This window comes from Nonomuraea sp. NPDC049784, from assembly GCF_040659615.1.
Lineage (GTDB): Bacteria > Actinomycetota > Actinomycetes > Streptosporangiales > Streptosporangiaceae > Nonomuraea.
The window spans coordinates 1-8,734 of the sequence record NZ_JBFAMX010000441.1; the positions used below are offsets into that span (position 1 = coordinate 1).

The 8,734-nt window shown below is 70.2% G+C and carries 10 protein-coding genes; 3 read left to right on the plus strand and 7 right to left on the minus strand.

The genetic code is table 11. From position 1 onward, the window contains the following. Positions 1-710 (minus strand): LysR family transcriptional regulator (locus tag AB0J09_RS46950; protein WP_360706585.1); only part of this gene is annotated, 710 nt, incomplete at its 3' end. Between the two features lie 73 nt (positions 711-783). Here AB0J09_RS46950 and AB0J09_RS46955 point away from each other — a divergent pair. Then, positions 784-1,035, plus strand: a complete 252-nt coding sequence (locus tag AB0J09_RS46955; protein WP_360706588.1) for a hypothetical protein — start codon at positions 784-786, stop codon at positions 1,033-1,035. After that, complete coding sequence (locus tag AB0J09_RS46960) at positions 1,032-1,676, plus strand: cyclase family protein (RefSeq protein ID WP_360706591.1); 645 nt, start codon at positions 1,032-1,034, stop codon at positions 1,674-1,676. Before AB0J09_RS46955 ends, AB0J09_RS46960 begins: the two co-directional genes overlap by 4 nt. Here AB0J09_RS46960 and AB0J09_RS46965 read toward each other — a convergent pair. After that, entirely contained in the window at positions 1,673-1,849 is a 177-nt protein-coding gene (locus tag AB0J09_RS46965) for a hypothetical protein (protein WP_360706593.1), read from the minus strand. The genes AB0J09_RS46960 and AB0J09_RS46965 overlap by 4 nt on opposite strands. 32 nt (positions 1,850-1,881) lie before the next feature. On the opposite strand from AB0J09_RS46965, the gene map reads away from it, so the two are divergent. Beyond that, entirely contained in the window at positions 1,882-2,730 is an 849-nt protein-coding gene (gene map / locus AB0J09_RS46970) for a type I methionyl aminopeptidase (protein WP_360706596.1), read from the plus strand. A gap of 33 nt (positions 2,731-2,763) precedes the next feature. On the opposite strand, the gene AB0J09_RS46975 is transcribed toward map, so the two are convergent. From AB0J09_RS46975 to AB0J09_RS46995, 5 genes are all read right to left on the minus strand, one after another. Further along, positions 2,764-3,153: an ATP-binding protein gene (locus AB0J09_RS46975; protein ID WP_360706599.1), complete on the minus strand. Its 390-nt coding sequence runs from the start codon at positions 3,151-3,153 to the stop codon at positions 2,764-2,766. 239 nt (positions 3,154-3,392) lie between these two features. Further along, on the minus strand, positions 3,393-5,369 hold the full coding sequence (locus tag AB0J09_RS46980; protein WP_360706602.1) for a cytochrome c oxidase assembly protein: 1,977 nt from the start codon (positions 5,367-5,369) through the stop codon (positions 3,393-3,395). Then, entirely contained in the window at positions 5,366-5,950 is a 585-nt protein-coding gene (locus tag AB0J09_RS46985) for a copper resistance CopC family protein (RefSeq protein WP_360706605.1), read from the minus strand. The genes AB0J09_RS46980 and AB0J09_RS46985 overlap by 4 nt, the downstream gene beginning before the upstream one ends. Before the next feature lie 44 nt (positions 5,951-5,994). After that, positions 5,995-7,278 carry a helix-turn-helix transcriptional regulator gene (locus AB0J09_RS46990; RefSeq protein WP_360706607.1) on the minus strand — a complete coding sequence of 428 codons (1,284 nt, stop codon included), beginning with the start codon at positions 7,276-7,278 and terminating at the stop codon, positions 5,995-5,997. A gap of 328 nt (positions 7,279-7,606) precedes the next feature. Then, the coding region (locus AB0J09_RS46995) for a helix-turn-helix domain-containing protein (protein WP_360706610.1) at positions 7,607-8,734 on the minus strand (1,128 nt) is incomplete at its 5' end.

The following is an 8,734-nucleotide window of genomic DNA, read 5'->3' on the forward strand; positions in this document are numbered from 1 at the left end:
CCCGCCGCCACCAGCGCGAGCGTGGGCCCGAACTCCGTGATGACGTGCACCTTGCGCGGCTCGAACCCGTGCAGCCCCGCCAGCCGCTCCAGCGCCTGACCGCACGCCTGGTTCGGCTCGCCGGCCACCCACGGCTGCTGCATCAGGTCGGCGACCGTGTGCGGGTCCGGCCAGTCGGGCGGCAGCACGATGCGGTATTCGTCCACGTAGAGCAGCCGGGTCCGCAGCGACGGCTGTGACAGCGCGGGCAGGCCCATGTCCTGCTCGGTGATGAGCACGTCCACGGCCCCCATCCGCAGCTCCTGCAGTGCGGGCTGGCCGTAGATCTCGTGGATGACCGGGGTGATCTTGGGGTGGCGTTCGGCCAGGTCACGCATGGCGGGCACCAGCACGTGCTTGATGACCGTGGGGAAGGCGGCGATGCGTACGGGCCCGGCCAGGCGTTCGGTGAAGCGGGTGAGCTCCCGTCTGGCCTCCAGGAGCTCCTCCTCCACGCGCTCGGCGTAACCGGCGAGCACCCGCCCGGCCGGGGTGAGCGAGACGCTGCGCTGGGAGCGGTCGATGAGGGCCAGGCCGACTTCACGTTCGAGCTGGGCGAGCTGCTGCGAGACGGCGGAGGGTGTCAGGTAGAGAGCCTCGGCGGCCCGCATCACGCCGCCGCGGCGGGCGACCTCGTGGAGGATACGTAACCGCCGTGGATCGATGTCCATGCAGGTCAGCTTACGCGCACCTTTAGCTTTCTTTATTTGCGCTTCAGCACCCCGCGTCCGGACAATGGCCGCCATGGATCTCCTCCTCACCGCCGTGGGCTGGATCGGCGCCGCGCTCCTGCTGGCCGGGTACGCCCTGGTCACGACGTCCCGGTTATCGGGGGACGGCGTGGCGTACCAGCTCGTCAACCTCGCGGGCTCGATCGGCCTGATGATCAACAGTGCTTACAACGCCGCCTGGCCCTCGGCCGGGCTCAACCTGATCTGGGCGGGCATCGGCGCCGTGGCCCTCGTCAAACTCACGCGAGCAGGAGTGTCCAGATGATCGTCGAACTCAGCCACCGCATCGTCGACGGGATGGTCACCTATCCCGGCATTCCCGGCCCGAAGCTGGGGGTGCACCTGAGCCGGGAGGACTCGCGCAAGGTGTACGCGCCGGGCACGGAGTTCCACATCGGCGTGATCACGCTCGCCGCCAACACCGGCACCTATCTGGACACCCCGTACCACCGCTATGCCGACGGACCGGACCTGTCACAGGTGCCGCTGAGCAAGCTGGTGGACCTCCCCGGCCTCGTGGTCCGCGGCGGTGAGGGCCGGGAGGTGGTGATCGACAAGGATCTGGACGTACGCGGGCGGGCCGTACTGATCCACACCGGCTGGGACCGCCACTTCGGCACCGACGCGTATCTGCACGGCCACCCCTACCTCGCGCCCGAGTCGGCGCAGTGGCTGGCCGACCAGGGCGCGGCGCTGGTGGGGATCGACTCGCTGAACATCGACGACACCCCACCGCACGGCGAGCGCCCCGCCCACTCGATCCTGCTGAAGGCGGGGATCCCGCTGGTGGAGCACCTGACGGGGCTGGCCGAGCTGCCCTCAGACGGCTTCCGCTTCCATGCCGCGCCCCCGATGGTCGCGGGCATGGGGACGTTCCCGGTCAGGGCGTACGCGATCGTTCCCTAGTCTTGGTCTTCCTCGGCCTCGTCCCAGGCCTTGTTGCGCGCGGCGGCGCGCTCCAGCGCCCCGGCCGCCTCCTGCTCGGACTCGTAGGGACCCATCCGGTCCTTGTTGGGGCAGCCCTGATCAGGCTCGACCCGCATGTGCTTGAGACAGAACCACCACTGGCCTTCGCTCACGAGGTCAATTCTGCCCCGTAGACTCATGTTTCATGACGACACTGCTCCAGCCCGGGCGAGTTTCGCCCATGCGAAAGGTTCCCGCCCACATCGAGCGGCCGGAGTACGTCGGTAAGAAGCGCCCCAGGACCGGCGAGTCCGACGTGAAGAGCCCTGAGATCATCGAGCGCATGCGGGTGGCCGGCCGGATCGCCGCCCAGGCGCTCGAGGAGGTCGCCAAGCACATTCAGCCGGGCGTGACGACCGACGAGCTCGACCGGATCGGCCACGAGTTCCTCATCGACCACGGCGCCTACCCGAGCACGCTCGGCTACAAGGGCTACCCCAAGTCGCTGTGCACGTCGATCAACGAGGTGATCTGCCACGGCATCCCCGACGACACCGTGCTTCGGGACGGCGACATCGTCAACGTCGACATCACCGGCTACATCGGCGGCGTCCACGGCGACACCGACGCCACATACCTGGTGGGCGAGGTGGACGAGGAGTCGCGGCTGCTGGTGGAGCGCACGCGCGAGGCGATGATGCGCGCCATCAAGGCGGTCGCGCCCGGGCGGCAGCTCAACGTGGTCGGACGGGTCATCGAGGCGTACGCCAAGCGCTTCGGCTACGGCGTCGTGCGCGACTTCACGGGTCACGGGATCGGCACCAGCTTCCACTCCGGGCTGATGGTGCCCCATTACGACGACCCGTCGCTGCGGGTGGAGCTGGTGCCGGGGATGACGTTCACGATCGAGCCGATGCTCACGCTGGGGACGATCGAGTACGACATCTGGCCGGACAAGTGGACGGCCGTGACGAAGGACCGTAAGCGCACGGCCCAGTTCGAGCACACGATCGTGGTGACCGACAGCGGCAGCGAGATCCTCACCCTGCCCTGACCCTCGCCGTGGCGCCCCGAGCGCGGCGGCGCGTCACCGCTGCCTGGGCACCACCCCGGTCACCGTCGTGCCCTCCCCCAGCACGCTGTTGACCGACAGGCTCCCGCCCATCTCCGCGAACGCCGCCCGCATCCTGGCGATCCCGCCGCCCGTCCCCGTGATGGGAAAGCCCTGGCCGTTGTCGCTGACCGTCATGCGCAGCCCGCTCTTGGAGACCGTCACGGCGATGGACACCATCCGTGCCCGGCTGTGCAGCTCGACATTGGACAGTGCGTCGTCCATCGCGGCCATGACAGCGCTCGAGACCGGCGACGGCACGTCGGTGGCGGGCAACGCCCAGGTCTCCACGGCGATCCCCGTGCGCTCGGACCACTCGGCCAGGTAGCTCTCGAGCGCCTCCGCCAGGCTCTGCCCCCCGCGCATCCGTGTCTCTTTCGACAATGGTTTCGCCTTCCTCGGCACGCCGGGCTCGCGCCGGTCCCCACTCCGGCGCTCCCACCTGGCGTGCGCATCCCCCCCTCAAGGCCTACGCACGCTAACTGATGAGGTTATGCCCGTCTCCCCTACGAGACAGGCTACCGGCCGGTCCAGAGACGTGTAGTGGGAAGATAGAAGGCCATGGCCGAACCGCTACTCGCCCATGAGGCCACGCGGGAAAACGGCTACTCCCCCTTGTCGGCGCGGTTGAGACGGGCGAGATAGGCGTTGTAGGAGTCGAGGTCGGGATCCCCCGCGCCCGTGCGGTCGGCCCGCCTGTCGGCGCGCCGGGCCTGCCTCTCGTCGTCTCTGTACCACTGTGCGGCGATGGCCAGCAGCACGAGCAGCGTCGGGATCTCACCGAACCCCCAGGCGATGGCCCCGCCGTTGCTCTGGGTCTGGAGCAGCGTCTCGCCCCAGGGGCGGCCGAGCTGCTCGTACCAGTCGGAGGCGATCACCGTGCCCATCATCATCAGCGCGATGCCGAAGAACGCGTGGAACGGCATGGTGACGAAGAGCATCAGCAGCCTCCCGACGTACGGCAGCCGGTTGGGCCCGGGATCGATCCCGATGATGACCCAGAAGAACAGGCACCCGCTGATCAGGAAGTGGAGGGTCATCCAGATGTGCCCGAGATGCTCCTGCATCGCCGACTCGAAGAGCGGCGTGAAGTACAGCGCGTACGTCGAGGCCACGAAGATGAACGTGGCGACGCCGGGATGCGTGATGACCTTGGTGAACCGGCTGTGCAGGATCGTCGTGATCCACTCCCGCGGCCCCCGGTCGCCCCTGCGGGCGGCGGGCTTGAGCGCGCGCAGGGCCAGCGTGACGGGCCCGCCGAGGACCAGGAAGATCGGCACGACCATGGAGAGCGTCATGTGCTCGATCATGTGCATGTCGAACATGACCTTGGCGTACCGGGCCAGGCCGCTCTGCGTGGCGAAGATGAGCAGCGCCACCCCGACGTACCAGGAGGCCGTGCGTCCCCATGGCCACTTGTCGCCGCGCCGCAGCAGCCTGAACACGCCCAGACCGTAGAGCCCGCCGAGCACGACGGCGACCACGGCGAAGAACAGGTCGAACCACCACAGGGTGAACACGTTGCCGAGCGTGATCTCGACGGGAAGGGGGAAACCGAGCAGCTCGTACGCCCGGTCGGCGGGCACGCTGAACTCGGGCGGCGGCGTGCGCGACAGCGCCACGGCCACGCCGACGGTGGCGAGCATGAGCAGCATCTCGCCGGAGGCCAGGCGGGTGAACGCGCGCGGTTTGCCCTTCCGGAGGTCGGCCACCGTGCGCTGCCTGTGCCAATAGCCGACGTAGCCGAGCAGCACGAACGCCACGATCTTGGCCAGGGCGAGCAGGCCGTACTGGGTGGTCCACAGGTCGGACAGCGCGCCCAGCCGCGCGACCAGGCTGAACACCCCGGAAATGCCGACCCCGGCGTAGCACCAGAGGGCCATGTCGGAGAACCGGGCGGCGGCCACCTCGAGCTGCGGCTGCCGGCGGACCGCGTGCAGGGCCAGCACGGCGAGCCCGCCCACCCACAGCGCGAGCGCGAGCAGGTGCAGCGACACCGCCGACGTGGCCAGGTCGTGGTTGGGCGAGGACGAGGTGTGGCCGGTCAGCGGCGCGGGCAACAGCGTCACCAGGGCGAACACCAGCAGCCCGGCCGCCGCACCGGCGGTGATGGCGCCGCGCGAGAACAGCGCGATCGCCACCCCGAACAGCACCACGAGCGTGAGCGCCACGCCCTGCGTGGTCTGGGTGGCGTAGCTGGTGAGGAAGGCGCCGTTGAGGATCTCGGGCACGGTCCTGCCGATGGACTCGGCGGTGCCGAACACGATGGCGGCGAACGCCGACCCGGCCCAGGCCAGCGCCGCCCACGAACCGGCCTTGACGTATTCGACGCCGCTCCTGCCGAGCACGCCCTTGTCGTTGGGCAGCAGCATGGCGGCCATCAGCAGCAGGCCTACGGTGGCCACACCCGACACGTCCATGGCCAGCTTGGACAGCGGCAGCCCCCATCGGACGACTGCTCCGGAGTCGGGCAGCCCCGGGATGATCCTCGGGAACGCCCTGCCGCCGGCGATCATGCCGATCACCAGGGCGACGACCGCGGCGACCGCCCCGGTGAGCGCGAGCCGCGCCGCCTTGTTCATGGCTTCCTTCTCCGCGCGCTCAGCAGGAAGCCGATGCCGATGCCGATGAGCGCGCCGATCACGATGATCAGCCAGACTGGGAACGTCCCCTGTTGGGCGGCCGACGCCTGATCGGTGGCCGGCGCCGTCTCACTGGCCGAAGGCTGGGCCTGAGCGGGCGCACTGGCGCTCGCCGACGCCTGGCTCTCGGAGGCGGAAGGGCTGGGAGACGACGTCTCGGTCCCCTCCACCGTGAACGGGATCTCGCCCTCGATGGGATGCCCGTCGGACGACACGACCCGGTAGGCGATCGTGTATTTCCCATCGGGCAGCGGCCCCTCGACCGCCTGCGTCACCACCTTGCCGTCCACCTGCGGCTTGCCGCTCTGATGCTCGGCGTCGCCGGGACCGCGCACGATGACGAACGGCAGGCGCACACTCGCGGTGAACTCGAGGCGCACCTCCTCGAGGGCCTTGACCTCGGCGCCCTTGGCCGGGGAGCTGCTCTTGAGCGCGTCGTGCGCCAGCGCGGGAGCGGCGGTGACGAGCACGAACAGGGCGGCGGCGATAGCGGTGAGCACCGCGAACGGGGATCTCTTCATGACATCCTCAAGGCTACCCACGCCACCGCCCGGTCCGGACCCCGCTACAGCCCCGCGCAGGCCAGCGCCCGCTGGTAGGCCTCCACCGCTCCGGCGGAGTCGCCGAGCTGCTCCATCGTCTCGGCCGCGGCGTACCAGGTGGCGGCCGAACGGCGGGAGTCGGGCAGCGGGGCGAGCCAGTCGCGTGCGGCGGCCACGTGCGCGGCGGCCTCGTCCGAGCGCCCGACGGCGCCGTAGATCCTGCCGAGCAGCAGATCGGCCTCGGCGCCCAGCGCCATCCCCGACTTGGGCAGCAGGTTGCGGCCCGCCACGGCGTGCTCGACGGCCCGGTCGAGCTCACCGGTGATGGACTCGGCCCTGGCCAGCTCCACCTGGAGACGTGCCCGCTGGATCGTGCTGGTGGAGGTCTGCTCGAACTCGGCGACCGCGTTGCGGAGCATGTCGCGGACGGCCGCGGCCTCGTGAGGCCGGGCCTCCAGGCGCTTTTGCGCGAGCGCGAGGCGCGTCCTGGCGACGGCGCGCGGCTGGCCGTTCTCCAGCTGCACGGCCATGGCCCGCTCGGAGAACGACAGCGCCTCCTCCAGGTGGCCGGTGAACTGGGCGGTGTTGGAGGCCATCCAGGTGGCCGCCACGATCGAGCGTGGGGTGCCGAGCGCGTCGGCGGCGTTGAGCAGCTCGGCCGCGAACTGCCTGGCCCGCAGCAGGTCGCCGCGCTCTATGTAGGCGGCCAGCAGGGTGCCGCCCAGCTCGACGAGCAGGTCGGTCCAGGCCGGGCGGGCGGTGCCGACGAGCAGCTGCTCGCCGACCTCGACGGCCTCGGTCAGCCGCTCGCTCTCCCGGTAGATGCGGCAGAGCGCGATCGCGACCTCGATCCGCCGCTCGGCCGGCAGGTCCTCTTCCCGCAGCCCGAGCAGGATGGAGATCGCCCCGTCGAGGTCGCCGCCTGCCTCCGTCGCGAGGGCGAGCCCGTATTCGGTCTCTTGACGTAGTGAGGTCAGCCCTGTCAGGTTATTGTCCGCCAGAAGCTCGTCGAAGCGTGTGCGGGCCTCAGAGACCTCGCCGTTCTCGAGCGCCAGGCGTGCGTAGCCGAGCGCGAGCTCGATGTCCTCCATCTGCTCGGCGGTCACGCCGTTGATCAGGTAGGACAGCGAGCAGTCGAGTTTCTGGGCCAGCAGCTCCAGGACGGCGGGGGTAGGGGTACGCTTGCCACTCTCGATCAAGGAGACATAGCTGTCCGACAACTCGGGATGCGCCAGCTGCGCCTGCGACAGGCCGCGCTGTCGCCGAACCGTTTTAATACGGAGTCCGACCAGGTCAGATGTGGTCACTGTCGCCGCTCCCTGAGATGATGAAGTCCGAGCAACCCCACATAGGCGAGGGAGAATCCTCCATGCGTATGCGTATTGCCCTGTCTGCTCTGGCTGCCGTGGTTTTGGCCCTGGTAGCCGTTGGAGGCAATGTTACGGCCGCGAGTGCCGAATCGTCTGCCTCCCTTTCGAGTCTGCAGGACGCGGAACACTGCTGCTGAGCATTCGGCGAGAGGGGGCACACGACTGATCAAGGGCACGCAACCGCACCGTGCCCCCGCAGGCGACGTCTCCCGATCAAGATGACGAGGCTCGCCTACGTCGTTGTGTCCCCTCTTCCCGCCCCCTCTCATGGAAGGGCCTGCCGCGGCGGCCCTGTGTCTCTGAGGGCGAGAAAGAAATCTACTCGGTCGGCCATGGTCGACAGATTCCTGCCGGTAAGTTCCTCGATTCTGCGGATGCGGTAACGCACGGTGTTCACGTGCACGTGCAGCTGCTCGGCGCAGGCGTTCCAGGAGCCGGCGCAATCGAGGAAGATCCCCAGGGTCCGCACCAGCTCCGACTGGTGCCTGCGGTCGTAGTCCAGCAGCGGCGACAGCAGCCTGGCCGCGAAGGAGCGGCGTACGTCCCCCGGCACCGTGGCCAGCAGCAACGCGTGCGTGTAGATCTCGTCGCTGGTCACCACACCCCCGGCGCGGGCCTCGGCCAGCCGCCTGGCGTGCCCGGCCTCCTCGACGCCGCCCTTGATCGCGGCGGCCCCGGTCAGGGCGCCGCTCAGCCCCACGCAGAGCCGGGTGTCCGGCAGGGCCGCCAGCACCTCGGCGCCGGCGCGCAGCCGCTCGGCCACCTCGGCGGTGGTGCGCTCGCGCAGCGGCACCACGGCGACCGCGCCGTCCGCGCCCGCCGCGGCCACGACCTCGCGGCCCAGCAGCTCCTCCACGACCTGGCCGCCGAGCGTGGCGGGGTCGGGACCGCGGGTGGCGCCCGGCCTCGGCGCGGTGGCGTTCACGACCGCGTACGGCTCCGCCGCGTCGATCCCGCACGTCCGCAGCCTGGCGTTGAGCTCGGCCATGTCCGAGTCGGCCAGCGCGGCCACGATGAGCTGCTCGCTGAGGCGGCGCTCGACCCTGCGGCCCTCCTCCATGCGGCTGCGTTCGAGGCCGACGCAGGCCGCCAGCTCGTAGCCCAGGTCGGCCCGGCCGATCAGGTCGCCGTCGCAGGCCAGTGCCCAGCCGGCGGCCCGGTGGCCGCGCCCGACCGCGAAGATCGTGTGGTTGCCGACGTGCGCGGGCAGCCGCGGGGCCGTGAGGTACGCCTTCGCCAGCCGTACCGGATCCTCGGCCGCGCCCACGATCACCTCGCCCGACGCGGACAGGACGGCGCCGGTGACGCCCAGCTCGGCGGCGGTCAGCTCGAACAGCTCGCGTAGATCCGCGCCCTCGGCGATGGCCGCGACCAGCCTGCGGTGGCGGCCGAG

What these genes read in the sequence shown, in the direction of transcription:
- AB0J09_RS46985 (WP_360706605.1), bottom strand. Translation starts at nt 5,950, where the DNA reads ATGAAGAGATCCCCGTTCGCGGTGCTCACCGCTATCGCCGCCGCCCTG.
- AB0J09_RS46960 (WP_360706591.1), top strand. Translation starts at nt 1,032, where the DNA reads ATGATCGTCGAACTCAGCCACCGCATCGTCGACGGGATGGTCACCTAT.
- AB0J09_RS46975 (WP_360706599.1), bottom strand. Translation starts at nt 3,153, where the DNA reads ATGCGCGGGGGGCAGAGCCTGGCGGAGGCGCTCGAGAGCTACCTGGCC.
- AB0J09_RS46955 (WP_360706588.1), top strand. Translation starts at nt 784, where the DNA reads ATGGATCTCCTCCTCACCGCCGTGGGCTGGATCGGCGCCGCGCTCCTG.
- map (WP_360706596.1), top strand. Translation starts at nt 1,882, where the DNA reads ATGACGACACTGCTCCAGCCCGGGCGAGTTTCGCCCATGCGAAAGGTT.
- AB0J09_RS46980 (WP_360706602.1), bottom strand. Translation starts at nt 5,369, where the DNA reads ATGAACAAGGCGGCGCGGCTCGCGCTCACCGGGGCGGTCGCCGCGGTC.